Origin of the sequence: Pseudomonas sp. Kh14, assembly GCF_900291005.1 — a bacterium.
GTDB lineage: Bacteria > Pseudomonadota > Gammaproteobacteria > Pseudomonadales > Pseudomonadaceae > Aquipseudomonas > Aquipseudomonas alloputida.
Genome location: NZ_OLKJ01000038.1, coordinates 1,005,869 through 1,032,373, shown reverse-complemented (window position 1 = coordinate 1,032,373; position 26,505 = coordinate 1,005,869). Strand labels below are relative to the sequence as shown.

Here is a 26,505-nt window from a genome sequence, read left to right as displayed (position 1 = left end):
CCTGTCAAGCGTTTATTTTGAAGTTTTTTGCGAGAAACTCGTTTAGCTTCAAACACTTGGCTCGCTGCGATCTCTCGCAGCGGGAGGCGAATCATACAGCACTTGGAAGCGCTGTCAACCATCATCTCAACCGCTTTCGATCATTCGACCGTAGCCCCTCCAGCTTTCCTTTCACTACTTAACTCATTGAATCTCAAGGAGTTTTTCGTTCCGATGTCGCTGGAAGTGGGGCGCATTATAAGGGGATTCGAGAGGGCGTCAACCTTTAATTTCAATAACCGTTGATAGCGCAGAAAAAACAAAGCGGGGAGGCCTGACGGCCTCCCCGCTATTCATCTAGAGCACACCAGCACCACGAAGGCGCTGCACCTCGCCGACATCCAGCCCCAACACCTCCCCCAGCACCGCTTCGGTATGCTCGCCTAACAAGGGTGGCGCCCGACGATACTCCACTGGCGTTTCCGACAACCGTATCGGGCTCGCAACTTGCGGCACACTACCCGCCAATGGATGCGGAATATTCAACGCCAACCCGCGCGCCAGCACCTGGGGATCCTGGAACATCTGCGCCAGGTTATTGATAGGCCCACATGGCACTCCTGCAGCCTCCAACTGGGCCACCCACTCAGCCGTGGTCTTGAACACCGTAGCCTGGCGAATCAATGGTATCAGCTCAGCCCGGTTGGCCACCCGCAGCTTGTTGGTAGCGAACCGAGGGTCCTCCGCCCATTGCGGCTGCCCGGCCACCTCAGCGAATTTACGGAACTGGCTGTCATTACCGACGGTAAGAATGAAATCGCCATCTGCCGTCGGAAAGTCCTGGTAAGGGACTATATTAGGATGCGCATTACCCAGCCGACGGGGAGGGGTGCCCGTGGTCAGGTAGTTCATCGCCTGGTTCGCCAGACAGGCCACCTGCACATCGAGCAATGCCATGTCGACATGCTGGCCGACACCTGTCTGATCCCGGTGGGCGAGGGCAGCCAGCATGGCGACCGTGGAGTACAACCCGGTCAGAATATCGGTAAGCGCCACACCCACCTTGACCGGCCCTGCGCCTTCTTCACCCTCCGGACGACCGGTCAGGCTCATCAGCCCACCCAACCCCTGGATCATGAAGTCATAACCAGCGCGCCTGGCATAGGGCCCGGTCTGACCGAAGCCGGTAATGGAGCAATAGATGAGCTGCGGGTTTACCGCCTTGAGGCTCTGGTAGTCCAGGCCATAGGCAGCCAGCCCACCCACCTTGAAGTTCTCTATGACGATGTCGCACTTCGCCGCCAGTTCCCGCACCAGCCGTTGCCCCTCCGGCTGGGTAAAGTCGATGGTCACTGAGCGCTTGTTGCGGTTGGCCGACAGGTAGTAAGCCGCCTCACTGGTGTCCTCACCTTCGACATCCTTGAGGAAAGGCGGCCCCCATGAGCGGGTATCGTCGCCACTGCCTGGGCGCTCGACCTTGATCACGTCGGCGCCAAGGTCAGCCAGAATCTGACCAGACCACGGGCCGGCCAACACGCGCGAAAGGTCTAGCACCCGCAGATGTGATAGCGCGCCCATGGCTTGCTCCTTATTAATAGAACGCCTGGATACCAGTCTGCGCACGCCCCAGGATAAGTGCATGCACGTCGTGGGTACCTTCATAGGTGTTGACCACCTCCAGGTTAACCAGATGGCGGGCCACACCAAACTCGTCGGAGATTCCGTTGCCGCCCAGCATGTCACGCGCCATACGGGCGATATCCAGCGCCTTGCCGCAGGAATTGCGCTTCATGATGGAGGTGATTTCCACCGCAGCCGTCCCTTCATCCTTCATGCGCCCCAGACGCAGGCAGCCCTGCAGCGCCAGGGTGATTTCGGTCTGCATGTCGGCCAGCTTCTTCTGTATCAACTGGTTGGCGGCCAGTGGTCGACCAAACTGCTGACGATCCAGGGTGTATTGGCGGGCGGTGTGCCAGCAGGCTTCAGCGGCACCCATCGCACCCCACGAAATACCATAGCGAGCCGAATTCAGGCAGGTAAACGGGCCCTTGAGCCCCCGCACGTCCGGGAAGATGTTCTCTTCTGGCACGAACACATTATCCATGACGATTTCGCCAGTGATCGAGGCGCGCAGGCCAACCTTGCCATGAATTGCCGGGGCACTGAGGCCTTGCCAGCCTTTTTCCAGTACGAAGCCACGGATATCGCCTGCATCATCCTTGGCCCACACCACGAACACATCGGCGATGGGACTGTTGGTGATCCACATCTTGCTGCCGGTCAGCCGGTAGCCCCCGTCGACCTTTCTCGCCCGGGTAATCATCGAGCCAGGGTCGGAGCCATGGTTAGGCTCGGTCAAACCGAAGCAACCGATCCACTCGCCACTGGCCAGCTTGGGCAGGTACTTCTGCTTTTGAGCTTCGGTGCCAAATTCGTTGATCGGCACCATCACCAACGACGACTGCACACTCATCATCGAGCGGTAACCCGAGTCGATACGTTCCACCTCGCGAGCAATAAGGCCGTAGCACACATAGTTCAGGCCGCTGCCACCGTATTGCTCGGGGATGGTTGCACCCAACAGGCCGACTTCACCCATCTCGCGGAAGATCGCGGGGTCGGTCTGCTCGTGGCGGAAGGCCTCGAGCACACGCGGCGCCAGCTTGTCCTGGGCGAACTGATAAGCGCTGTCACGCACCATGCGCTCTTCTTCAGTGAGCTGCTGATCCAGCAGCAGCGGGTCGATCCAGTTGAAGCTTGCTTTACCGGCCATGAGCGAATCCTCGAAATAGGGGGCAGTTTCTTGTGCCTTTGAGCCTAGGCCTGATCGGCCACGGGGACAAACGAGGATTGCGCACCGATTAGTGATATTTTGTCACTCCGTAAATCGGCAAAACGCCTAATTGACAGCCTTACAAGTGAGGTTGACGTACATGCGCCGTAAGATCCCCAGTACCGCCGCCCTGATTTGCTTCGAGGCGGCAGCCCGTAACGAGAGCTTTACCAAGGCCGCCCAGGAACTCGCGCTGACCCAGGGTGCCGTCTGTCGGCAGATCGGTGGCTTGGAAGCCTTCCTTAATGTGGAACTGTTCCGTCGGTCGCGCCGCGGCGTAAGGCTGACCGAAGCCGGCCTGTCCTACAGTCGCCAGGTGGCGGCCCAACTGGACGCCGTGGAACGCGATACCTTGTCGGTAATGCGCCAGCAAGGCGCCAATGTGATCGAGCTGGCGGTAGTTCCGACGTTTGGCACTCAATGGCTGCTTCCACGGCTCAAGGACTTCCAGCAGTGCCATCCGGAGGTCACAGTCAATCTCACCAACCGCACCCGGCCATTCCTGTTTGCCGACACTACCTTCGATGCCGCCATCTATTTTGGTGATGCGGACTGGTCAGGCACCCAGTCGCACCAACTGATAGGTGAAAACCCGGTACCTGTGTGCAGCCCGGCGCTGCTGAACGACCAAGGCATGCTCGAGGCACGACACATCGCGCAGCTACCACTGCTGCAGCAGAGCACACGCCCGTATGCCTGGCGGCAATGGTTCGGAAGTGTTGGGATGAATGTGGAGCGCGACATGACAGGCCCGCGCTATGAACTATTCTCGATGCTCGCCCAGGCGGCCATGCACGATATGGGCATTGCCCTGATACCGCCGTTCTTGATCCAGCGGGAGTTGGAGGAGGGAAGGCTGGTGGTCGCTAACAGGCATGCCCTGAGTAGCGACAAGGCCTACTATCTGATGATTCCAGAGCGCAAGGTGGAGTCGGCGTCGCTACGCGCCTTTCGCGACTGGCTGGTAGGTCAGGCTCAGGCCTACATAAATAGCTCAGGGACAAACGCGACAAATTGACCCTGTAGTCAATTATTTTAAACACCTACAGATGTATGTATATGTCGCATATTTGCAAACTGTAACGCAAGCACAAAAACACCCTTTAACCGTGCTCAGTACGCGGCTTTGCGGGTTATTTTGCGACATCCAACTAGTCGTAAGCGAATTGGCCGCTTTTTTTTTGATTTTTTCTCCTAATCTGCCAATGGCGCATGTTTGACGGGCTGCAACCCTATAGCTGCGACAAGCGGTCACAGGGTGACTTGTAGTTTTGACTTCGTTTCGCTCCAGAACCGGTTGAAGGCCTTCGGGTTCGTCTGCAAAATGCTTCGCCCCGCCCGGGATCCGGCGGGTTGGCGCTCCACAGCCGCCCCAGCGCACCATCCGAAGTGTGCTGGCTTCTACAAAGACAAAAGGTCACCGCAGGAGAAATAGTCGTGCACATTGGTGTTCCTCTCGAGACGCAGACCGGTGAGACAAGGGTCGCAGCGACCCCCGAAACCATCAAGAAACTGATTGGCCAGGGCCATCAGGTCACCGTTCAACGGGGGGCAGGGCTCAACGCCGCCATTCCGGACAGTGCCTATGAAGCCGTGGGTGCTTCCCTTGGGAGCGCCGCCGATGCCTACGGCGCCCAATTGGTACTCAAAGTGGTCGCCCCCAACGACCAGGAACTGGCCCTGATCAACAGCGGCAGCCTTCTGGTGGGTATGCTCAACCCCTTCAACGGTGAACTGATCGGCAAGATGGCCGAACGCGGTATTACCGCCTTCGCCCTGGAAGCCGCACCACGAACCTCGCGGGCGCAGAGCCTGGACGTGCTGTCGTCGCAGGCCAACATCGCCGGCTACAAGGCCGTGTTGCTGGCAGCCCATCACTACCCACGCTTCATGCCAATGCTGATGACCGCTGCCGGTACCGTTAAGGCCGCACGCGTGCTGGTACTGGGCGCCGGCGTTGCCGGCTTGCAGGCCATCGCCACAGCCAAGCGCCTGGGTGCGGTGATCGAAGCATCCGACGTTCGCCCGGCCGTGAAAGAGCAGATCGAATCACTGGGTGCAAAATTCATCGACGTGCCATACGAGACCGACGAGGAGCGAGAATGCGCCGAAGGTGTTGGCGGGTATGCCCGACCAATGCCGGCAAGTTGGATGCAGCGCCAGGCGCAGGCCGTGCACGAGCGCGCCAAGCAGGCCGATATCGTCATCACCACCGCGCTGATCCCCGGGCGCAAGGCGCCGACCCTGCTAAGCGCCGAAACCGTGGCGCAGATGAAGCCTGGCTCGGTGGTCATCGACCTGGCTGCAGCCCAAGGCGGCAACTGCCCGCTGACCGTCGCAGACCAGGTGGTGCAGGAGAACGGCGTGACCATCGTCGGCCCGACCAACCTGCCGGCCCAGGTGAGTGCCGATGCCTCGGCACTGTATGCACGCAACCTGCTGGACTTCATGAAGCTGCTGTTCGACAAGGATGGCGCGCTGATCATCAACCTCGAAGACGACATCGTCGCGGCCTGCCTGATGTGCCGTGATGGTCAGGTCGTCCGCAAAAACGGCTAAGGAGCACGACAATGGAAGACATGCTGATTTCCCACGGCATCTATAACCTGATCATTTTCGTGCTGGCCATCTATGTGGGCTACCACGTGGTGTGGAACGTCACCCCGGCGCTGCACACCCCACTGATGGCGGTCACCAATGCCATTTCGGCAATCGTCATCGTCGGCGCCATGCTGGCCGCAGCCCTGACCGTGACCCCGGCCGGCAAGCTGATGGGCACCCTGGCCGTGGCCCTTGCCGCAGTCAACGTGTTCGGTGGCTTCCTGGTCACCCGCCGCATGCTTGAAATGTTCAAGAAGAAAACCAAGAACGAGGCGAAGAAGTAAGCATGAGCATGAATCTGGTAACGCTCCTCTACCTCGTCGCCTCGGTGTGCTTCATCCAGGCGCTCAAGGGCCTGTCGCACCCGACCACCTCGCGGCGCGGCAATCTGTTCGGCATGATCGGCATGGGGCTCGCCATCCTCACTACGGTTGGCCTCATTTATAAACTCGGGGCTGAACTTGCCACTGCCGGTATCGGCTATGTCATCGTCGGCCTGCTGGTCGGCGGCACCGCCGGTTCGATCATGGCCAAACGCGTCGAAATGACCAAGATGCCCGAACTGGTCGCCTTCATGCACAGCATGATCGGCCTGGCCGCGGTATTCATCGCCATCGCCGCCGTACTAGAGCCGCAGTCGATGGGTATTGTGGCTGCCATCAGCGACCCGATCCCCACCGGTAACCGCCTGGAGCTGTTCCTCGGGGCCGCCATCGGTGCCATTACCTTCTCCGGTTCGGTGATCGCCTTTGGCAAGCTGTCGGGCAAGTACAAGTTCCGCCTGTTCCAGGGCGCACCGGTACAGTTCGCTGGCCAGCACAAACTGAACCTGATCCTTGGCCTGACCACCATCGCCCTAGGCCTGCTGTTCACTTTCACTGGCCACTACAGTGCCTTCACCCTGATGCTGGTCCTGGCCTTCATCATGGGTGTGCTGATCATTATTCCGATCGGCGGCGCCGACATGCCAGTGGTGGTGTCGATGCTCAACAGCTACTCGGGGTGGGCAGCGGCCGGCATCGGCTTCTCGCTGAACAACTCGATGCTGATCATCGCCGGTTCCCTGGTAGGTTCGTCCGGTGCCATCCTCTCGTACATCATGTGCAAGGCGATGAACCGTTCGTTCTTCAACGTCATCCTTGGCGGCTTCGGTGGCGATACCGACACTGGCGCGGCGCAAGGTTCGCAAGAACAGCGTCCGGTGAAGTCCGGTTCGGCTGACGATGCCACCTTCCTGCTCAGCAACGCCGACAGCGTGATCATCGTTCCGGGCTACGGCCTGGCGGTGGCCCGCGCACAACACGCGCTGAAAGAGCTGACCGAGAAGCTGACCCACAACGGCGTGACCGTGAAGTATGCGATTCACCCGGTGGCGGGCCGCATGCCCGGGCACATGAACGTACTGCTGGCCGAGGCTGAAGTGCCGTACGATCAGGTATTCGAGATGGAAGACATCAACGCCGAGTTCGGCCAGGCCGACGTGGTGCTGGTGCTGGGCGCCAACGACGTGGTCAACCCGGCGGCGAAGAACGATCCCAAGTCGCCAATCGCCGGCATGCCGATCCTCGAAGCGTTCAAAGCCAAGACCATCATCGTCAACAAACGCTCGATGGCCAGCGGCTATGCCGGCCTGGACAACGAACTGTTCTATCTGGACAAGACCATGATGGTGTTCGGTGACGCCAAGAAGGTCATCGAGGACATGGTCAAGGCGGTGGAGTGACACCAGCCGCTGCAAACCAGCTGATATAAAGGAAGCCCCGGTCAGAATCTGCCGGGGCTTTTCTTTTATTGATCCGGATCAACGGCTCAAATACAAGGCTTCTCATACGACCATGGTCGTGGGACGGCAATGGGCGAAATCTCTAGACTGCGCTGCAGTAGTTTCAGTAGCCCGAGATAACAATCCATGTACCGTGATCGTATCCGCTTGTCCTCCCTGCACAGCAAGGTAATGAGTGCGGCTGATGCCGCTGGTCTGATCGAGGACGGCATGACTGTCGGCATGAGCGGCTTCACCCGCGCCGGCGAAGCCAAGGCCGTACCGCATGCACTGGCCGAACGTGCCAAGCAATCGCCACTGAAAATCAGCCTGATGACCGGCGCCAGCCTGGGCAATGACCTGGACAAACAACTGACCGAGGCCGGTGTGTTGGCCCGCCGTATGCCGTTCCAGGTCGACAGCACCCTGCGCAAAGCCATCAATGACGGCCAGGTGATGTTCATTGACCAGCACCTGTCGGAAACCGTCGAGCAACTGCGCAACCAGCAGCTGAAGCTGCCGGACATCGCGGTCATCGAAGCCGTGGCCATCACCGAGCAAGGCCACATCGTGCCAACCACTTCGGTGGGCAACTCGGCCAGCTTCGCGATCTTCGCCAAGCAGGTGATTGTGGAGATCAACCTCTCGCACAACACCAACCTCGAAGGCCTGCACGACATCTATATCCCAACCTACCGCCCGACTCGCACGCCAATCCCGCTGGTCAAGGTAGACGACCGTATCGGCAGCACCGCGATCCCGATCGATCCGGCCAAAATCGTCGGTATCGTCATCAGCGACCAGCCGGATTCGCCGTCCACTGTGCTGCCACCAGATGATGAAACACAGGGCATCGCCGACCACCTGATCAACTTCCTCAAGAAGGAAGTGGATGCAGGCCGTATGACCAACAAGCTCGGCCCGCTGCAAGCCGGCATTGGCAGCATTGCCAATGCGGTGATGTGCGGCCTGATCGAATCGCCGTTCGAAGACCTGACCATGTACTCCGAAGTGCTGCAGGACTCCACCTTCGACCTGATCGACGCCGGCAAGCTTAGCTTCGCATCCGGCAGCTCGATCACCCTGTCGACGCGCCGCAATGCCGATGTGTTCGGCAACCTGGAGCGCTACAAGGACAAGCTGGTGCTACGCCCGCAGGAAATCTCCAACCACCCGGAAGTGGTACGTCGCCTGGGCATCATCGGTATCAACACCGCACTGGAGTTCGATATCTACGGCAACGTCAACTCCACCCACGTCTGTGGCACCAGGATGATGAACGGCATCGGTGGCTCCGGCGACTTCGCCCGTAACGCCCACCTGGCGGTGTTCGTCACCAAGTCGATTGCCAAAGGCGGGGCGATTTCCAGCGTGGTGCCAATGGTCAGCCATGTCGACCACACCGAGCACGACGTGGACATCCTGGTCACCGAGCAGGGCCTGGCGGACCTGCGTGGCCTGGCGCCGCGCGAACGGGCGCGAGCGATTATCGACAACTGTGTGCACCCAGACTACCGCGCTGCGCTGAACGACTACTTCGACCGCGCCTGCCAGCGTGGCGGCCATACCCCGCACATCCTGCGTGAAGCCCTGAGCTGGCACGAAAACCTGGAAGAAACCGGGCGCATGCTGGCCAGCTGATCCAGATGTGGTACGGAACGGCGGCCCTGCTTCCGCTGTTCCGGCCTCTTCGCGGGCTTACCCGCGAATGGGGCATAGCAGTCAAACCTTTCTATCACTACGCCACCCCTCTATCAGCAGCATAAACTGTACTACTGTACTGATGTTTTCAGACCTTCCCGACTGACAAATCCCCTTCTTCGAATCGAAACGCACCAAATAAGTGCGGACCAGTACAGTTACGCCTATTTCGAGTGCAACAGTAGGGTTACACAGTTAACTGAGCCATCGTCTTTCCACCGAACTGTATCTACTGTTATGGACGACAGAGGAGGATCATTGGCATCAGTTAAATCACTACCTAATGCCGCCATAAGCGGAAGGATGAAGCATCATGGAACGTACCCTCAGTTCCGGTCTGGTTTTTGAAAGCAACGCCCAGCAATCCAACACTTCGCTGCCACTGCGCGCATTGTCGACCCTGCTGCTGTGGCAGCGCCGTATGACCAGCCGTCGTCAACTTGCTCGCCTGGACTCCCGCCTGCTGGCAGACGCCGGTATCAGCGAGTCGCAGCGTTACGAAGAGCTGAGCAAGCCTTTCTGGCGCTAAGCTCCCGGCTTGCCGGCTTCGCCGGCACCGTGAATTCCTCAAACCCGTTGCAGGTGACTGCAGCGGGTTTTTTATTGCCCGAGAGACGCGCAGTCGCGTGCTTCAGATCGCGACCAGTACAGTTTTACAAATACGAAAATTCGCCTTAACAGTTGTCTGACACAGCAGTCGTTGTCATCTCTACGCAGCACTGCGTGGTACGCTTGGCCTAACCGTCTGCTAGAACCCGTTGATGAAAACGTACCGTGACGAGCCCTGCAAACGTCCGATACAGCAGAACCAACCTGACCTACCCAGGAGTCCACATCATGAACCGTAAACACCTGCTTGGCGCCGCCCTGCTGCTTGGCCTGGCTGGCACTGCCAATGCCACCAGTTTCGTTGTCACCACCGACGCGGTAGTGGGCGCCGTTGCTGCCTCCACCGACGCCACATCCGACGTGAGCTCTTCCTTCCGCGACGACAAGATTGTCCAGGCAGCCCGCGATGACGCAGCCAGCTTCGTCGGCACTCAGGGCGCTATCCGCGGCGCCCGACTGGAAAGCGCCTTTGTGCACATCCGTTCGAACATGCCGGCCCTGCAAGCCAGCGATGCACAGCTGGCCCAGGCCATCCTGGCACTCTGATACGCGCCATGCACAACAGGTGCGTTGGCTTCGGCCCTCGCACCTGAGTTAGGCTTCGCCGTTCATTTCCAGCCTTCAAGAAAGCTTATGCGTTACCTGTTGCCATTGCTGTTCGCCGCCGCAGGCATGGCCAGCGCCCATGCCATGGATACCACCACACAAAGCCTGGTCATCACCGGCTATGTCACCAGCCAGGTCACAGCCGCACCATTCGATCGCAAATTGGTCACACAGGCCCGCGACGATGCCGCCGCATTCGTTGCCAGCGGCGGGCTGATCCGCGGTGCACGCCTGGAAGCCGCCCTGGAATCATTACGCCACAATTGCGCACGGCACGCCGTCGGCGATCTGGAACTGGCGCAGGCAATTCTCGTCCAATAACTACATCTGACTCCCTGTATTTTTCGGAGATGCTCCATGCGCAAACCGCTGATTGCCGCTTCCCTCGGCATGCTCCTGCTGGCCGACCTGGCCCAGGCACAGACCCTGGTGGCCACCAGCAACATCATCGTGCGTGCCTTTGGCCGTTCGATCGACTTCACCTCAGACACCACCACCTCGATCCGCGACTCCAAAGTGGTGCGCGAAGCCCACGACGACGCTGCAAGCTTCGTCGCCAGCAACGGTGACATCCGCGGCGTCCAACTCGAGGCGGCCTTCAATACCCTGCGCGAGCGAGTACCGGAAGCGCGCGGCGCCAGCGACCAGGTATTGGCTGAAGCCATACTCGCACTGTGAAGCGCGTGCGTGCCTGGCTGCTCGGCTGCGCCTTGACGCTGCTCGGCACGCCCGCCTTGGCCGACCTGCAGCTTGAGCTGCAGGCGTCCGGCCTCGACCCACAACAAACACAAGCCTCCCAGGCCCTGCTCGACGAGGCCATGGGCAAGCTGCCACCGCACTTCAAGCAACAGCTGGACCGCCACGTGCGGGTCAGCTGGAGCGACAACATGCCTGCCGACGCCTATGGGCAGGCTTCCCTGATATCCACCCTCGAGCTCAACCGCCGCTTGCTGCCCAGCCTCGCCGATGGCAGCGCCGCCGCCGAGCGCACCGACCGCCCACATGGCACGGTGCGTGAAGAGCTGCTGGCCACCGTGCTGCACGAGCTCACCCATCTCTACGACCGTGCCCGCCTGTGGCCCAGCGCCGAAAATTCGCTGATTGCACGCTGTAAGCGCCAGCAAGGCACGCTGGGCAAGGTCGGCCTGCCGGAAGAATGCCGCGGGCAGGCCGAGCGTCGCTTCACCCTGAGCGACGACCCACGCCTGCTCGACCTGGCCGGGTGGCAGCAGTACGTGGGCCGACGCGGCGAGCGCGAACAGCACAATGGCCAATTCGTGCGCAGCCCCGACAGCTATGAGTTGAGCAGCCCCAAGGAATACATTGCGGTCAATATGGAGTATTTCCTCCTCGACCCGAGCTACAGCTGCCGTCGCCCGGCGCTGTATCAGTACCTCCGCGAACACTTCGGCTGGGCACCCCAACAGGACACCTGTGCCAAGGGCCTGCCATTCATCAATGCCGGCAGCGACTTCGCCCGCCAGCCGCTAGGTGAAATCGACCCAGAGCGGGTCTACGAAGTGGACTATCTGCTGGCTGAAGCCAATCAGAACCTGGTCAGCCGCTGGGGACACAGCATGCTGCGCCTGGTGATTTGCAAGCCGGGCCGCCCACGCGGACCAGACTGCCGCCTGGACCTCGATCAAAGCCTGGTGCTGTCGTACCGCGCCTTCGTCAACGACGTGCAACTGTCCAGCTGGGACGGCCTGGTCGGCAACTACCCGTCGCGGCTATTCGTGCTGCCGCTGGGCCAGGTGATCGACGAATACACCAAGACCGAGCTGCGCAGCCTGGCCTCAGTGCCCTTGAAGCTCAACCGCGACGAAATCGAGAACCTGGTGCGCCAGGCCGCCGAGATGCACTGGAGCTATGACGGCAACTACTGGTTCCTGTCCAACAACTGTGCAGTGGAGTCGTTGAAGCTGCTGCGCAGCGGCACCGCCAATCCACGCCTCAACGACCTGGACAGCATCATGCCCAACGGTTTGCTGGCCGTGCTCAAGGGCAGGGGGCTGGCAGACACCAGCGTGCTTGATAACCCGCGCGAAGCATTACGCCTGGGCTACCGCTTCGATTCTTACCGCGACCGGTACCAGGCCATGTTCGAGGTGCTGAGAAAGCAATTGCCAATCAAGCAAGCTCTGGTTGAAGACTGGCTGGCCCTCAATGCCGAGCAGCGCCGTAGCTGGTTCGCCAAGGCTGACCTGCGCACCAGCGCGGCACTGCTTCTGCTTGAGCAGGCCAGCCTGCGCCGGCAGCTTCTGCTGGCCCAGGACGAGGTCAAGCAGCGTTACCTGAATGCCGCAGCATTGAAGGATGGCAGCATCAACAAAGCCGATGCCACGCTCAAGCAAATGCTTGCCAACAGCGGTTTTCTCAGCCGCCCGGCAGAGTTGCTCGATTCCAAAGGCTACGGGCTGCCGCAGCCAGAAGAGCGCAAGCACCTGGAGCAGGTGAGCAGAGAGCGCCAGGCACAGCTGTTGCGCTTGAGCACCAGCCTGGACAAAGAGGTGAGGGCGCTGCTGGAGCCGTCGCGGGCCAAGGAAATTGCAGCGGTCGAGGCTAACGTGAAACAGATCGGCGAGCACTTGCGGGCGTTGCACAAGGCTGCTGGTGGCCTGCAGTTGTGATGTATGAAGGGCTGGCCCTTTCGCGGGCAAGCCCACGCCTACAGGCGCTCCTCATCTTCCGAGGGCAAATCCTCATCCAGATGCAACCAGGGCAACCGGCTGCCTACCCAGATATGCCGGTTGGCTCGTACCCGCTCAGGGTGATCCAGCGTCGCCACCGTCACATCGATCGTCTGGGGGCTATGAGTGGTCACCAGCGCCACATGCGCCCCACACTGCCCACAGAAGTAGCGGCTGCAACTGGCAGGCGCCACATAGCAGCTCGGCTCGCCCGTTAACCACTGGAACCCAGAACGGGGCAGGGTAAGCCAGGTGACCACCAGTCCACCGCTGACCCGCCTGCAGATCGAACAATGACAGTGGGCAATGTCCGTCAGGTTGCCCTCCAGCCGATAACGCAGGGCTCCACAATGGCAGCCACCTTCGGTTACATCCTGCATCACCTACCTCTCGTCACCTTTGCTTCAGCGAAAGCTGGCTGAAAGCTTGCCCTTTTAGGATAGCGCCCACTACCGGCACAAGACCGGTCAGCCAGGGCACCCGGTCAATACCGCGCCCGGCCCAATCAACAACAACAATGGTGATTCTGATGTATTCCTGTGCCCGCCTTTTCGTAGTCCCCCTCCGCATGCTCCCCGCACAGCGCCCTACGCGCTGATACGCCCGAATCGACTGTCCTTTCGCCGCGCCACGCCTGGAGTATTGCCATGCTGACCTTCCTCGGCTTTGCCATGGTCATCACGTTCATGTACCTGATCATGACCAAGCGCCTTTCGGCCTTGATCGCGCTTATTCTGGTACCGATCCTGTTCGCCCTGTTCGGTGGTTTTTCCGCCAAGATCGGCCCCATGATGCTAGAGGGCATCAGCAAGCTCGCACCTACCGGCGTGATGCTGATGTTCGCCATCCTCTATTTCGCCCTGATGATCGATTCCGGCCTGTTCGACCCGGCCGTTCGCAAGATCCTCAAGCTGGTCAAGGGCGATCCGCTGAAAGTCTCGGTCGGCACCGCTGTACTGGCCCTGGTGGTCTCGCTCGACGGTGACGGTGCCACCACCTACATGATCTGCTGCGCCGCCATGCTGCCGATGTACAGCCGCCTGGGCATGAGCCCGCGGATCATGGCCGGCCTGATCATCCTCGCCGGCGGCGTGATGAACATGACCCCGTGGGGTGGGCCGACCGCTCGTGCTGCCAGCGCCCTGCACGTAGACCCCTCAGACATCTTCGTGCCGATGATCCCGGCCATGCTGTTCGGTGTGTTGGCGATCCTGGCCATTGCCTACATGTATGGCAAGCGTGAGCGTGCCCGCCTGGGCGAACTGCATCTGCCTACCGACGACATCGACCACAGCGAAATCACCGTTTCGCAGTACCCGGACGCACGTCGGCCCAAACTGCTGTACTTCAACGGTGCCCTGACCGCCGCCCTGATGGTCGCGCTGATCGCCGGCCTGCTGCCGCTGCCAGTGCTGTTCATGATTGCCTTCAGTATCGCCATGATCGTCAACTATCCGTGCCTGCAACAGCAGAAGGACCGCATCGCCGCCCACGCCGGCAGCGTACTGGCCGTGACCGGGCTGATCTTCGCCGCCGGCATCTTTACCGGCATCCTGTCCGGCACCGGTATGGTCGACGCCATGTCCAAGAGCCTGCTGGCGGTCATCCCCGAGGCGCTGGGTCCATACTTGGCCGTAATCACCGCGATCGTGAGCATGCCGTTCACGTTCTTCATGTCCAACGATGCGTTCTACTACGGCGTGCTGCCGGTCCTGGCCGAGGCCGCTAGCCACTATGGCATCACCCCGGTAGAAATGGCCCGTGCGTCGATCGTCGGGCAGCCGGTACACCTGCTCAGCCCGCTGGTACCCTCCACTTACCTGCTGGTGGCCCTGGCCGGTATCGAGTTCGGCGATCATCAGCGCTTCACGCTCAAGTGGGCAGTGCTGGTATGCCTGTGCATAATGCTCGGCGCACTGCTGATGGGGATTTTCCCGCTGTTCAGTAGTCTTTAATAAACCCGTATCACGTACGCGACGCGCCCTGACCGGGGCGCGTTGCCATTACCGCTCGAAGGAAAATACATGGAATGGCTGACCAGCCCGGAAATCTGGGTTGCCTTTTTCACCCTTACCGCGCTTGAGATCGTCCTCGGTATCGACAACATCATCATGATCTCGATTCTGGTCAGCCGCATGCCCAAGCACATGCAGCCACGCACCCGGATCTTCGGCCTTGCCTTGGCCATGGTCACCCGTATCATGCTGCTGCTGTCGATTACCTGGGTGATGCGCCTTACCGCCGACCTGTTCGTGGTCTTTGGCCAAGGCATCTCCGGGCGTGACCTGATCCTGTTCTTCGGTGGCCTGTTCCTGCTATGGAAGAGCTCGCAAGAGATCTACCACGGCCTGGAAGGCGAGGACGAGAACGCAGAGGAGCCCAAAGGCGCAGGTGGCAAGTTCTTCTACACCATCATCCAGATCGCCATCATCGACATCGTGTTCTCGCTGGACTCGGTGATCACCGCAGTGGGTATGGTTTCCCACGTACCGGTGATGGTCGCCGCCATCGTAGTGGCTGTGCTGGTGATGATGCTGTGCGCCGGCGCCATCAGCAATTTCATCGACAAGCACCCGTCGCTGAAGATGCTCGCGCTGTCGTTCCTGATCGTGGTCGGTACAGTACTGATCGCCGAAGCGTTCGATGTGCACGTGCCGAAGGGCTATGTCTACTTCGCCATGGCCTTCTCGCTGGGGGTGGAAGCCATCAACATCCGCATGCGCACCGCCATGGCCCGCAAAGATGGCAAGGATCATGACCCGGTGAAACTGCGCAAGGACATTCCGGGTCAATAAGGCCAAGGAAGTACAGCACAGCAAGGGCCCTTCGCGGGGCCCTTTTTCATGCCCGTTTTTCTGTACTCGATCACTGTAGGAGCGGGTTTACCCGCGAAGAGACCCATACAGGCGATCATTCATTTGAGTTCTATTTCAAATATATGACTGCCATGCGAAGCTGGCGACAGCTGCGCAAAACAACTAAAGCTTTGAGTGAGCACTGAAAATTCTTCAAACGCTCACGTTTCTTTTCTTGGCCCGCTGGGCCTATGCAACAGGGGGCCTTCGCCATGCTGACCCTGCTCAACCTGCTCTCGGCCGTTACGCTTCTGGTCTGGGGCACCCACATTGTGCGTACCGGCATCCTCCGGGTATTCGGCTCGAACCTGCGGCGCATCATCAGCCAGAACATGGACAAGCGCCCGCTGGCATTCATCGCCGGTATTCTGGTCACGGCCATGGTTCAAAGCAGCAACGCCACGGCCATGCTGGTCACCTCGTTCGTCGGCCAAGGCCTGATGGCCATGACCCCGGCCTTGGCCATCATGCTGGGTGCCGACGTGGGTACCGCACTGATGGCCCGAGTACTGACCTTCGACCTGTCCTGGCTGTCGCCGCTGCTGATCTTCCTTGGTGTGATCTTCTTCCTTTCGCGCAAGCAGACACGGGCCGGCCAATTGGGCCGAGTTGGCATCGGGCTTGGCCTGATCATCCTGGCACTTGAGCTTATCGTGCAGGCAGCTGCGCCGATCACCCATGCCCAGGGCGTGAAAGTGCTGTTTGCCTCACTGACCGGCGACATCATGCTCGACGCTCTGGTCGGTGCAATGTTCGCCATGATTTCCTATTCCAGCCTGGCCGCCGTTCTGCTCACAGCGACACTGGCCGGCGCCGAACTGATCAGCTTGCCGGTAGCCATCGGGCTGGTGGTCGGCGCCAACATCGGCAGCGGGCTGCTGGCCTTCATCAGTACCAGCATGCAGAACGCCGCCGGGCGTCGGGTGGCCTTGGGCAGCCTGCTGTACAAGCTGATCGGCCTGGTGCTGATCATCCCTGTGCTGCACCCGCTGGTGGAATGGATGGACTCGCTGAGTTTCAGCCCTCAGGAGCTGGTCATCGGTTTTCACCTGCTCTACAACACACTGCGCTGTCTGATCATGCTGCCCACGGTCAAACCGATGGGTCGGCTGTGCAACGTCCTGCTGCCTGAACGGGAAACCGGCAATGGTCAGGTGCGCCCGCGCCACCTTGACGCCTCGGCCCTGGAAACGCCCAGCCTGGCGCTGGCCAACGCCGCCCGCGAGACTTTGCGCCTGGGGGACATCGTCGACAGCCTGCTCGAATCGATGCTTGGAGCCCTGCGTGGCACCCAGACCGCCTTGCCACAGCAAGTTCGCGCCTTGGGCGAAGACGCCGAAGCCCTGTACAGCGCAATCAAGCTGTACTTGGCGCAGATGTCACGGGAAGACCTCAGTGAACAGGACAACCGCCGCTGGGCTGAAATCATCGAGCTGGCAATAAACCTCAAACTCGCCTGTGACTTGATCGAACGCATGCTGCGCAAGGTTCAGCAGCAGAAAACCAGCCAGCGTCGGGAATTTTCCCAGGTAGGCCTGGAAGAACTGACCGGCCTGCAGGAGCAATTACTGGCCAATCTGCGCCTGGGCCTGTCGGTGTTCCTCAGTGCCGACCCGGAAAGCGCCCGCTTGCTACTGCGGGAAAAACGCCGGTTCCGTGCCCAGGAACGGCGCCTCGCACACGCCCATGTCAGCCGCCTGCAGCGCAAGGTCGTGCAAAGTATCGAGACCAGTTCGCTACACTTGGAGCTGATCGCCGACATGAAGCGGTTGAACTCTTTGTTCTGTAGCAGTGCCTATGTGGTACTGGGCGGCTCGGACACCGGAGGGCTGATGCTCGACAGTGTGCCCGATGAAGCCCGCCAGCCGTGATTTCTCCTAGCTGAGGACCCTCGCTCGCCCATGCGTTGCCTGATGTTCGTTTGCCTGCTGATCTGCAGCCTGCCCTCGTTCGCCCTCGACCGCTCGCGGGTTGAAGGCTACCTGTTGCCTAATGGTCTGCAGGTCATCCTGAAAAACGGCTACGAACGGGACCATGTGGCGATTCGTCTAGTGGTCGGCGTGGGCCTGGATGATTTCGACTGCGAGCAGAAAGAGCTGCCACACCTGCTTGAGCACCTGTTGTTCAGTGGCATCGACGAAACAGGCGAAGGCGGGCTGGAAGAGCGCCTGCAAGCGCTCGGCGGCGAGTGGAACGCCTATACCAGCAGTGCCGACACCACCTTTGTAATCGAGGCCCCGGCGCGCAACCAGCGCAAGGTCCTCGACCTGCTGTTGGCAGTCATCCGCGATACCACCATCGACGCCAAGGCCTTGGCCACCGCCAAGCGCATCATAGAGCGTGAGGATGGCGGCCACTATGGCCACCTGCAGCGCTGGCTCGACCGCCAGGATATCGGCCACCCGGCCAACGACCAGTTGGCCACCGAGCTGGGGCTGAAATGCCCGGAGCGCTCCAACCTCGACGACATGACCTTGGCGCAAGTTCAGGCGTTGCGTGACCGCTGGTACGCCGCCAACAACATGACCCTGATCATGGTCGGTGGCCTCGACCGCCTGCTTCCGGCCTATCTGGAGCGGTCGTTTGGCGAATTGCCCGCCACTGAACCAGAAGAGCGCCGCAACCTTGAAAGCATCACCCGACAGGCCCAGCAGCGTCGCAACCTGACCCGCGGCTGGCTGGGTGATGGCGTCAAATTGCACTGGCTGTTCATCGAGCCGGTGCTGGACAACGACCACCAAGCCACCCTCGACCTGCTGTCGCACTACCTGGACTGGGCGCTGTACGACCAGCTGCGCCTGCGCAACGGGCTGTCCTACGGCCCCTCCGTGCAGCGCGAAAGCTTTGGCGACACCGGCCTGCTCAGCCTCAATGCGGACCTCGAGCGCGATGACATCGACAAGGCTGTCAAGGTGATGCAGGCCCTGTTCGACCACCTGCGCAAGGAAGGCCTGGACCCAGACACCTTCGCCCGCATCAAGGAAGCCAGCATCGCCAAGGAAAGCTGGAGCACCCAAGGCAACAGCGCCTTGGCCGACTACTACTGGGGGGCGCTGAACGACTATACCGACGGGCGCTTTGCCAGCCCGGTGCGCAAGCTGCGCCAGGTCAGCCTGGAACAGGCCAACGAGGCACTGAAGGATCTGCTCAAGGAAGATGGCTATGTGCGCATCGAAAAGCCGTTGCTAGGCTATGACGAGCTTTACGGGCTGATGGCCTTGCTTGTGGGGCTGTGCCTGGCAGCGGGGCTGTTGCGCTGGCGGCGGCATGGGCCTGAACGGCCCAGTGGTGCTACACGGCAGCAGTAAATAGGCGGTATCCTTTTGCCAGTACCGACCCTTTCGCAGGCTTGCCCGCGAAGAGGCTGGCATAGCCACCTCACTTTTCTGTCGTAGCCCCCAATGCCTCAAATCCCCCATATCGTCCAGCGCGTCATCGAACTCCTCAAGCGCTACCCAGGCATCATTGCGCTCGGCGGTTTCCTCTCCGGTATCGGCAGTTTCATCCTGGTCGACCGCCAGGCTGGCCTGGCCAGCTGGGTCGCCGTGCTCATGCTGGTCAGCTGGGTCTGGCTGATGCTGGAGAACACCCTCACCGGGCTGTTCGCGCGCACTTTCAACCGCGAGATCCCTCAGCCGCTGCTGCGCTATGCAACGCAGATGATCCACCAGGAAACGCTGTTCTTCGTGCTGCCGTTCTTTTTCATCACCACCACCTGGAACAGCGGTCAGCTGGTCTTCACCGGCTTGCTCGGCGCCGCCGGCCTGGTTTCGATCATCGACCCGCTGTACTACAAGTGGCTGGCACCGCGGCGCTGGCTGTTCCTGGCGCTGCATACCCTGACGTTGTTCGCCGCCCTGCTGACCGCGCTACCGATCATCCTGCATCTGACCACCGCACAAAGCTTCAAGCTGGCCCTGATCGCGGCCATGGCCCTGTCGTTCCCCAGCCTGGCCAGCAGCTTCCCGATCAACAACTGGCGCCGCGCCGTGGCACTGGTGCTGGTTACCCTCTCGGTCGGTGCCGGCGGCTGGCTGCTGCGCTCCTGGGTACCGCCGGCAACCCTGTGGATGACCGAGGTGGCGGTGAGTACCGAAGTAATGAACCGCCAACCGGGCGACTCGCTGGACGAAATTGCCGCCAGCCGCATCCGCAGCAGTGGCCTGTATGCCTACACCGCCATCAACGCGCCACGCGGCCTGAACGAGCGGATCTACCACGTGTGGCAAAAGGACGGCCAAGAGGTCGACCGCATTGCCCTGGACATCCACGGCGGGCGCAAGGAAGGCTATCGTGCCTGGACCCACAAGCAGAACTTCCCGCCCAACCCGGTAGGCAAGTGGCAGGTGAGGGTGCTGACCGAGGATGGGCAAGTGATCGGCGTGCTGCGCTTCAAGGTGGTCAATGATGCACCCGCGGGTAGTTGACCCCCTGCCTTGCGCAGCACAAGGCGGCTCCAGGTCACTGTTGCCAAGCGTACACACAGCACATAATCACCAAACAGCCCATGCCCCCTGCGCTATGATCAGCCCCTAAGCCTTAGCGCCGAGTCAATTGCATGGAGCCTATGACCACCCCCAGCGCCACCCTGGACGCCAGCAGCCAACCGGCCTGCCTGCGTATTACCGGTGACTGGACCCTGGCACACTACGCCAACCTCAAGCGCGAGAGCGAGCACCTGCGCTCGCAGTGCCCTGCCGACACCGTCGCCGACCTCAGCCAGCTGGGCCGCCTGGACACTGCCGGCGCTTCGCTGCTGGCCGAACTGCTAGGCTCCGAGCGCCTGTCGCGCTGCACCCACGCGCTGCCTGAAGCCAGCCAGGCGCTGCTGAAAAACGTCTACTGTTCGGTCCAGGATTACTGCATCCCGGTCAAGGAGCCCGAGCGCAATGTGCTGTTGCTGCTGCTGGAGCGTATCGGCCGCGCCGTCGGCACGCTGTGGCAGGACAGCATGCAACTGCTTGGTTTCGTCGGTGTGATTCTGGAAACCTTGCTGCGCCGCGCCTTCCAGCCACATCGCTGGCGCTTCACTCCTGTGGTGGCACATATTGAGCAGACCGGGCTGGACGCCGCGCCCATCGTTGCGTTGCTGACCTTTCTGGTGGGCGCCGTAGTCGCATTTCTCGGCGCCACGGTGCTGGCCGACTTCGGCGCGACCATTTTCACCGTCGACCTGGTTGCGTTCTCGTTCCTGCGCGAGTTCGCCGTGCTGCTGACAGCCATTCTCATGGCCGGCCGTACTGCCAGCGCGTTCACCGCGCAGATCGGCTCGATGAAGGCCAACGAAGAAATTGACGCCATCCGCACTCTGGGCCTCAACCCCATGGAGCTGCTGGTGGTGCCGCGGGTACTGGCCCTGCTGATTTCGCTACCGTTGCTCACCTTTGTCGCCATGATCTGCGGCATCGTTGGCGGGGCGGTGGTATGCGCCCTGACGCTGGATATTTCGCCGGCCATGTTCCTGTCGCTGCTGCAAAGCGACATTGGCGTGCAGCACTTCCTGGTAGGCCTGGCCAAGGCACCGTTCTTCGCCTTCCTGATCGCCGCCATTGGCTGCCTGGAAGGCTTCAAGGTCAGCGGCAGCGCAGAGTCGGTGGGGGCACACACCACCTCGGCAGTGGTGCAGTCGATTTTTGTGGTCATCGTGCTGGACGCGGTGGCAGCGCTGTTCTTCATGGAGATGGGCTGGTGAGTGGCCAGGATTGCGTAATCGAAGCCCGCGGCATCTGCAACCGCTTCGGCCGCCAGGTGGTGCATGAAAACCTTGACCTTGACCTGTACCGCGGCGAAATCCTCGCCGTGGTAGGCGGTTCAGGCAGCGGCAAATCGGTGCTTCTGCGCAGCATCATTGGCCTGCGCCGGCCCAATGAAGGGCAGATCAAGGTGCTCGGCCAGGACCTGACCGGCCTGCGCGATGAACAGCGTTCACTGGTCGAGCGGCGCTTTGGCGTGCTGTTCCAGAAGGGTGCGCTGTTCTCTTCGCTGACGGTGACCGAAAACGTGGCGTTGCCGCTGATCGAGCACGCCGGGCTGTCCCGTAGCGATGCCGAGCACCTGGCCGGGGTGAAACTGGCCCTTGCCGGGTTGCCGATCTCGGCTGCCGACAAGTACCCGGCCTCGTTGTCGGGGGGCATGATCAAGCGCGCAGCGCTGGCCCGCGCCTTGGCCCTGGACCCGGACATCCTGTTCCTCGACGAACCCACGGCTGGCCTGGACCCGATCGGTGCCGCGGCATTTGACCAGTTGATCCTTACCCTGCGCGATGCGCTGGGCCTGTCGGTGTTCCTGATCACCCACGACCTCGACACCCTGTACACCATCACCGACCGCATCGCGGTGCTGTCGCAAAAGAAGGTCCTGGTGGCCGGCCCGCTGGCCGAGGTCGAGAAGACCAACGACACCTGGATCCAAGAATACTTTCACGGCCCACGCGGGCGCGCAGCCGAACAGGCTGCCACCCGTGCCGGACAGGAGCGCTGAGCAATGGAAACCCGAGCCCATCACGTCCTCATCGGCCTGGTCACCGTTCTGGTGGTGACAGGGGCCATGCTGTTCGGCCTGTGGCTGGCCAAGTCCAGTGTCGACGACGCCTTCAAGGATTACGAAGTGGTGTTCAACGAAGCCGTGTCCGGTCTTTCTCCCGGCAGCACGGTCCAGTACAACGGCATCAAGGTGGGCGACGTGTCTACCCTGCGTCTGGACCCGAAAGACCCGCGCCGGGTATTGGCACGGGTGCGCCTGAGCGCCGATACCCCGGTGAAGGAAGACACCCAGGCCAAGCTGACCCTGGCCGGCGTCACCGGCAACTCGTTTATCCAGCTCAGCGGCGGCACCCCGCAAAGCCCCGAGCTTAAAGGCAAGGATGGCAAGCTGCCGGTGATCATCGCTTCGCCATCGCCAATCTCGCGTCTGCTCAACGACAGCAGCGACCTGGTGACCAACATCAACATGCTGCTCCATAACGCCAACCAGATGTTCTCCGAGGACAACATAGGCCACCTCAGCAACACGCTGGCCAACCTCGACAAGACCACCGGCGCCTTTGCCGGCCAGCACGGCAGCATCGCCGAGGCCATCGCACAGCTGGTGCAGGTGGGCAAGCAGGCCAGCGCTACCCTGGCCGAAACCCAGGCATTGATGCGCAATGCCAACGGCCTGCTGGATAGCGAAGGCAAACAGGCGATCGGCAGCGCCGAACAGGCCATGCAGTCACTGGCCCAAAGCACGGCAACCATCAATAACCTGCTCCAGAACAACAGCGAGGCTATCGGTGACGGCGCCCAGAGCCTGAACCAGCTCGCCCCGGCCATTCGTGAACTGCGCGAAACCCTTAACGCGCTCAAAGGCATTTCCCGGCAACTGGAGGCCGACCCAAGCGGCTACCTGCTTGGCCGCGACAACAACAAGGAGTTCCAGCCATGAATCCGTCGCTGCGCCTGCTGACCCTGGCGGCCTCGCTGAGTCTGGCCAGTGCCTGCTCGATCCTGCCGCAGAGCGAACCTGTGGATCTTTATCGCCTGCCGGTGAACCAGCCCAGCCGCACAGCGCCGCCGCTGGACTGGTCATTGCGCCTGAACAAGCCGCTGGCCAGTGAAGTGTTGGCCGGGCCAAGGATTGCCGTGGTTCCCCAGGGCAATGTGGTGAGCAGCTACAAGGGCGCGCGCTGGAGCGATGCGGCCCCGGTGCTGCTGCGTAACCGCTTGCTCGACGGGTTCCAGCGTGAGGGCCAGGTACAGCGCCTGAGCGCTGACGACAGTAACCTGCAGGCAGACTACGAGCTGGCCGGCGAGCTGCAGGCATTTCAGAGTGAATACCGCACGGATGGGGCAGTGGAGGTGGTGATCCGCTATGACGCTCGCTTGGTCCAGGGCCGCAACCAACGCATCCTGGCCAGCAAGCGCTTCGAAATCCGCCAACCGCTGGACGACAAACAGGTATCAGCAGTGGTCGCCGGCTTCGGCCAGGCCAGCGACCAGCTGGTGGGGCAAGTCGTGAACTGGACCATCACCCAGGCCAACCAGGCACAACTGAAGCTTCAGGCAAAGAACCAGTAGCAGACGAAGATCGCCGCGACCACCCCTGAAAACTCGGCCAGCAGTGCGCAACCGACCGCATGGCGCACGCGCTGGATGCCCACGGCACCAAAGTACACGGCCAGTACGTAGAAGGTGGTTTCGGTGCTGCCCTGAATCGTCGCCGCCACCAAGGCAGCGAAACTGTCCACGCCTTGGGTCTGCATGGTCTCGATCAGCATTGCCCGCGCTGCGCTGCCAGAGAACGGCTTGACCAGCGCGGTGGGCAAGCCTTCGACGAAGCGCGTGTCCAGGCCCATCCAGTTCACCGCATGGCGGATACCGTCCAGGGCCAGCTCCAGGGCACCAGAGGCGCGCAGCACACCCACCGCCACCAGCATCGCCACCAGGTAGGGCAGCAGGTTCTTGGCCACATCGAAGCCTTCCGTGGCGCCTTCGACAAAGGCTTCATACACCTTCACCCGCTTCAGGGCGCCCACCACCAGGAACAGCATGATCACGCCAAACAGCGTGAGGTTGCCCAGGAGCGACGACAGGCTGCCCAGCGCAGCGGCCGACAGGGTGCCAAGAAAAGCCATGAAGCCTCCCAGCAGCAAAGCGCCGGGGATGAAGTAGGCAAGCACCACCGGGTCCCACAGACGCAAACGCTGCATCACTGCCACCGACAGCAAACCAACCAGGGTCGAGACGCTGGTCGCTAGCAGGATTGGCAGAAACACCATGGTCGGGTCTGGCGCGCCTTGCTGGGCCCGGTACATGAAGACGGTCACCGGCAGCAAGGTCAGCGACGAGGCGTTGAGCACCAGAAACAGAATCTGCGCATTGCTCGCCGTAGTACTGCTGGGGTTCAGCTCCTGCAGCGCGCGCATGGCCTTCAGGCCAATCGGCGTAGCAGCGTTGTCCAGTCCCAGGCCGTTGGCAGCGAAGTTCATGGTGATCAGGCCCAGGGCTTGGTGGCCAGGCGGCACCTCCGGCATCAGGCGGGCGAACAGCGGGCCTAGCACCTTGGCCAGCCACTCGACGATACCGGCCTTCTCGGCGATCTTGAGAAAGCCCAGCCACAGGGTCAGTGTGCCGAACAGCAGCACCATCACCTCGACCGACAGCTTGGCCATGGCGAAGATGCTTTCGACCATTGCCGCGAAGATGCCTGCGTTGCCACCCACCAGCCATTGGGCCATGGCGGACACCGCCGCCACCAGGAAAAAGCCGAGCCAAAGGCCGTTGAGCATCCGTATGTTCCCCCTGAAAAGTGCCCGAATAATAGCGTATCGCAGCCTGTGACTGGCGATCGCGAGCCTTTGTAGGCGCGGCTCAAGATCTCGCAGATAACAAAAAGCCCCGACAAGTCGGGGCTCTTGGTCAAACAGCCATCAGGCTCAGCGCTTGGCGGTTTCGCCAACCACTACAGCTCCCTGCTTCTCGGCCATCAGCGAGGCGTAGTACTGCTCGCCCTTGACCGCGTCGTACATGCCTTCCCAGCGAGCAATGACCAATGCAGCCAAGGCGTTGCCCACAACGTTCAGTGCAGTACGGGCCATGTCCATGATGCGGTCCACGCCCGCGATGAAGGCCAGGCCTTCCAGCGGTATGCCCACGCTGCCCAAGGTGGCCAGCAGTACCACGAACGATACGCCCGGCACACCCGCGATACCTTTGGAAGTGACCATCAGGGTCAGCACCAGCAGCAGCTGCTGGCTCCACGACAGGTCGATACCGTACAACTGGGCAATGAAGATCGCCGCGATGCTCTGGTACAGGGTCGAACCGTCGAGGTTGAACGAATAGCCGGTCGGTACCACGAACGAGCAGATCGACTTTGGCGCACCGTACTTCTCCATCTTCTCGATCACCCGCGGCAGCACGGTTTCCGAACTGGAGGTGGAGTAGGCCAGGATCAGCTCATCTTTCATGATGCGCATGATCTTGATCACCGAGAAGCCGAACAGGCGGGCAACCAGGCCCAGTACCATGAAGGCGAAGAAGGCAATGGCGAAGTACACCAGCACCACCAGCTTGGCCAGCGGCAGCAGCGAGCTGAAACCGAAGTTGGCCACGGTCACCGCAATCAGGGCGAACACGCCGATCGGGGCATAGTTCATGATCATGTGCGTGACCTTGAACATGGTCTCCGAAACAGCCTGGAAGGTACGCACCAGCGGGTCACGCAGTTCTGCCTGCAGGCTCGACAGACCCAGACCGAACATCACCGAGAAGAAGATGATCGGCAGCATTTCGCCACGCATCAGCGCTGCGAAGATGTTCGACGGAATCAGGTTGAGCAGGGTTTCGATGAACGCGTGCTCATGCTGCACTTCGGCCGCTGTCGCCTGGTACTTGGAGATATCCACAGTGCCCAGGGTGCTCATGTCGATGCCGGCACCCGGATGGAACAGGTTGGCCAGCACCAGGCCTACGACGATGGCGATCGTGGTCACCACTTCGAAGTAGATGATGGTCTTCAGGCCGATGCTGCCCAGCTTCTTCGCGTCGCCAACACCGGCGATGCCCACGATCAGCGACGAAATCACGATCGGGACGACGATCATCTTGATCAGGCGGATGAAGATGTCACCAGCGGGCTGGAGGACGTTGCTGATCCACCATGCCTTTTCTGCACTGAAATGATTCAGTAGCGCGCCGATTGCAACACCCAGGACCAGACCGATGACGATCTGCCAGGCGAGGCTCAGTTTTGCCTTCTTCATGTCTTTACCCTTTGTTTTAGTGGTCATGGCACCTGGCGGAAACACCCGTAACAGAGCCATAGGCAAGGTCACGGACAGTAAGGGGCTTCCGTCAGGCGACGTCATGTAAGGACACCGCAGGCGAGCGA

Annotated in this window: 24 protein-coding genes; 19 read left to right on the top strand and 5 right to left on the bottom strand. The window is 61.0% G+C overall.

From position 1 onward, the window contains the following. Window positions 1-336 precede the first annotated feature (336 nt). Window positions 337-1,557 (bottom strand): CaiB/BaiF CoA-transferase family protein, encoded by a 1,221-nt coding sequence (locus FQ668_RS27210; protein ID WP_019436591.1) that lies wholly within the window; start codon window positions 1,555-1,557, stop codon window positions 337-339. A gap of 13 nt (window positions 1,558-1,570) precedes the next feature. Next, entirely contained in the window at window positions 1,571-2,752 is a 1,182-nt protein-coding gene (locus FQ668_RS27205; RefSeq protein WP_014589281.1) for an acyl-CoA dehydrogenase, read from the bottom strand. Between the two features lie 160 nt (window positions 2,753-2,912). Here FQ668_RS27205 and FQ668_RS27200 point away from each other — a divergent pair, with 160 nt between their 5' ends. The 10 genes from FQ668_RS27200 to FQ668_RS27155 all read left to right on the top strand — a co-directional run bounded on the left by FQ668_RS27200 (window position 2,913) and on the right by FQ668_RS27155 (window position 12,721). Further along, entirely contained in the window at window positions 2,913-3,830 is a 918-nt protein-coding gene (locus tag FQ668_RS27200) for a LysR family transcriptional regulator (RefSeq protein ID WP_019436590.1), read from the top strand. A gap of 419 nt (window positions 3,831-4,249) precedes the next feature. Further along, window positions 4,250-5,371: a Re/Si-specific NAD(P)(+) transhydrogenase subunit alpha gene (locus tag FQ668_RS27195; protein ID WP_014589279.1), complete on the top strand. Its 1,122-nt coding sequence runs from the start codon at window positions 4,250-4,252 to the stop codon at window positions 5,369-5,371. Window positions 5,372-5,382: 11 nt separating this feature from the next. Further along, entirely contained in the window at window positions 5,383-5,697 is a 315-nt protein-coding gene (locus FQ668_RS27190; RefSeq protein WP_003252914.1) for an NAD(P) transhydrogenase subunit alpha, read from the top strand. 2 nt (window positions 5,698-5,699) lie between these two features. Further along, the gene (locus tag FQ668_RS27185) at window positions 5,700-7,136 is read left to right on the top strand and encodes an NAD(P)(+) transhydrogenase (Re/Si-specific) subunit beta (RefSeq protein WP_003252919.1); all 1,437 of its coding nucleotides are present in this window, start codon (window positions 5,700-5,702) and stop codon (window positions 7,134-7,136) included. A 186-nt stretch (window positions 7,137-7,322) separates the two neighbouring features. Beyond that, window positions 7,323-8,816 carry an acetyl-CoA hydrolase/transferase family protein gene (locus tag FQ668_RS27180; RefSeq protein ID WP_003252922.1) on the top strand — a complete coding sequence of 498 codons (1,494 nt, stop codon included), beginning with the start codon at window positions 7,323-7,325 and terminating at the stop codon, window positions 8,814-8,816. Between the two features lie 373 nt (window positions 8,817-9,189). Then, window positions 9,190-9,405: a DUF1127 domain-containing protein gene (locus tag FQ668_RS27175; RefSeq protein WP_003252924.1), complete on the top strand. Its 216-nt coding sequence runs from the start codon at window positions 9,190-9,192 to the stop codon at window positions 9,403-9,405. Window positions 9,406-9,713: 308 nt separating this feature from the next. Then, a complete protein-coding gene (locus FQ668_RS27170) occupies window positions 9,714-10,031 on the top strand; it encodes a DUF2388 domain-containing protein (RefSeq protein ID WP_014589278.1) in 318 nt (105 codons plus the stop codon). Window positions 10,032-10,118: 87 nt separating this feature from the next. Beyond that, on the top strand, window positions 10,119-10,412 hold the full coding sequence (locus FQ668_RS27165; RefSeq protein ID WP_014589277.1) for a DUF2388 domain-containing protein: 294 nt from the start codon (window positions 10,119-10,121) through the stop codon (window positions 10,410-10,412). Window positions 10,413-10,448: 36 nt separating this feature from the next. Then, window positions 10,449-10,769 (top strand): DUF2388 domain-containing protein, encoded by a 321-nt coding sequence (locus FQ668_RS27160; protein ID WP_003252932.1) that lies wholly within the window; start codon window positions 10,449-10,451, stop codon window positions 10,767-10,769. Beyond that, on the top strand, window positions 10,766-12,721 hold the full coding sequence (locus tag FQ668_RS27155) for a DUF4105 domain-containing protein (protein WP_014589276.1): 1,956 nt from the start codon (window positions 10,766-10,768) through the stop codon (window positions 12,719-12,721). Before FQ668_RS27160 ends, FQ668_RS27155 begins: the two co-directional genes overlap by 4 nt. Window positions 12,722-12,759: 38 nt before the next feature. On the opposite strand, the gene FQ668_RS27150 is transcribed toward FQ668_RS27155, so the two are convergent. Continuing rightward, entirely contained in the window at window positions 12,760-13,161 is a 402-nt protein-coding gene (locus FQ668_RS27150; protein ID WP_019436589.1) for a GFA family protein, read from the bottom strand. 267 nt (window positions 13,162-13,428) lie between these two features. Between FQ668_RS27150 and FQ668_RS27145 the strand changes: the two genes are divergently transcribed. The 9 genes from FQ668_RS27145 (at window position 13,429) to FQ668_RS27105 (ending at window position 23,690) form a co-directional block, all read left to right on the top strand. Further along, window positions 13,429-14,736: a CitMHS family transporter gene (locus tag FQ668_RS27145; protein ID WP_010951541.1), complete on the top strand. Its 1,308-nt coding sequence runs from the start codon at window positions 13,429-13,431 to the stop codon at window positions 14,734-14,736. 69 nt (window positions 14,737-14,805) lie between these two features. Further along, the gene (locus FQ668_RS27140) at window positions 14,806-15,576 is read left to right on the top strand and encodes a TerC family protein (RefSeq protein ID WP_014589274.1); all 771 of its coding nucleotides are present in this window, start codon (window positions 14,806-14,808) and stop codon (window positions 15,574-15,576) included. A gap of 272 nt (window positions 15,577-15,848) precedes the next feature. Continuing rightward, complete coding sequence (locus FQ668_RS27135; RefSeq protein ID WP_019436588.1) at window positions 15,849-17,507, top strand: Na/Pi cotransporter family protein; 1,659 nt, start codon at window positions 15,849-15,851, stop codon at window positions 17,505-17,507. 30 nt (window positions 17,508-17,537) lie between these two features. Further along, window positions 17,538-18,944, top strand: coding sequence for a pitrilysin family protein (locus FQ668_RS27130; RefSeq protein WP_014589272.1), 1,407 nt, complete (start codon window positions 17,538-17,540; stop codon window positions 18,942-18,944). 93 nt (window positions 18,945-19,037) lie between these two features. Then, window positions 19,038-20,063, top strand: coding sequence for a DUF5924 family protein (locus FQ668_RS27125; RefSeq protein ID WP_019436587.1), 1,026 nt, complete (start codon window positions 19,038-19,040; stop codon window positions 20,061-20,063). Window positions 20,064-20,194: 131 nt separating this feature from the next. Further along, window positions 20,195-21,328 (top strand): ABC transporter permease, encoded by a 1,134-nt coding sequence (locus FQ668_RS27120; RefSeq protein WP_019436586.1) that lies wholly within the window; start codon window positions 20,195-20,197, stop codon window positions 21,326-21,328. Further along, window positions 21,325-22,116 carry an ABC transporter ATP-binding protein gene (locus FQ668_RS27115; protein ID WP_014589269.1) on the top strand — a complete coding sequence of 264 codons (792 nt, stop codon included), beginning with the start codon at window positions 21,325-21,327 and terminating at the stop codon, window positions 22,114-22,116. Before FQ668_RS27120 ends, FQ668_RS27115 begins: the two co-directional genes overlap by 4 nt. Window positions 22,117-22,119: 3 nt before the next feature. Next, window positions 22,120-23,058, top strand: coding sequence for an MlaD family protein (locus FQ668_RS27110; RefSeq protein ID WP_010951534.1), 939 nt, complete (start codon window positions 22,120-22,122; stop codon window positions 23,056-23,058). After that, window positions 23,055-23,690 carry an ABC-type transport auxiliary lipoprotein family protein gene (locus FQ668_RS27105; protein WP_014589268.1) on the top strand — a complete coding sequence of 212 codons (636 nt, stop codon included), beginning with the start codon at window positions 23,055-23,057 and terminating at the stop codon, window positions 23,688-23,690. Before FQ668_RS27110 ends, FQ668_RS27105 begins: the two co-directional genes overlap by 4 nt. On the opposite strand, the gene FQ668_RS27100 is transcribed toward FQ668_RS27105, so the two are convergent. Both FQ668_RS27100 and gltP read right to left on the bottom strand, forming a co-directional pair. Then, window positions 23,672-24,901, bottom strand: a complete 1,230-nt coding sequence (locus FQ668_RS27100; protein ID WP_014589267.1) for a nucleoside recognition domain-containing protein — start codon at window positions 24,899-24,901, stop codon at window positions 23,672-23,674. The genes FQ668_RS27105 and FQ668_RS27100 overlap by 19 nt on opposite strands. A 147-nt stretch (window positions 24,902-25,048) precedes the next feature. Next, window positions 25,049-26,377: a glutamate/aspartate:proton symporter GltP gene (gene gltP / locus FQ668_RS27095; protein ID WP_010951531.1), complete on the bottom strand. Its 1,329-nt coding sequence runs from the start codon at window positions 26,375-26,377 to the stop codon at window positions 25,049-25,051. Window positions 26,378-26,505: the final 128 nt, after the last annotated feature.